Here is a 244-nt window from a genome sequence, read left to right on the forward strand (position 1 = left end):
CCACGCCTTCTTCAACGGCTGCACGGGTTGCGTGCAGGGCGTCTTCAACGCGGGCTTTCTTCTCTTTCATTTCAACTTCGGAACCGGCGCCAACCTTGATCACTGCAACGCCGCCGGACAGCTTGGCCAGACGCTCTTGCAGTTTTTCACGGTCGTAGTCCGAGGAAGTTTCGACAACCTGGGCACGGATCTGAGTGATGCGCGCCTGGATGTCCTGCTCTACGCCAGCACCGTCAACGATGAT

At 58.2% G+C, this 244-nt stretch carries 1 pseudogene; it reads right to left on the reverse strand.

The annotated features are described in order from the left end of the window. Window positions 1-244, reverse strand: a pseudogene (gene groEL, locus AC3XQU_RS24575) (chaperonin GroEL); the annotation flags it as partial.

It is taken from the genome of Telluria sp. AZSoR62 (assembly GCF_058111565.1).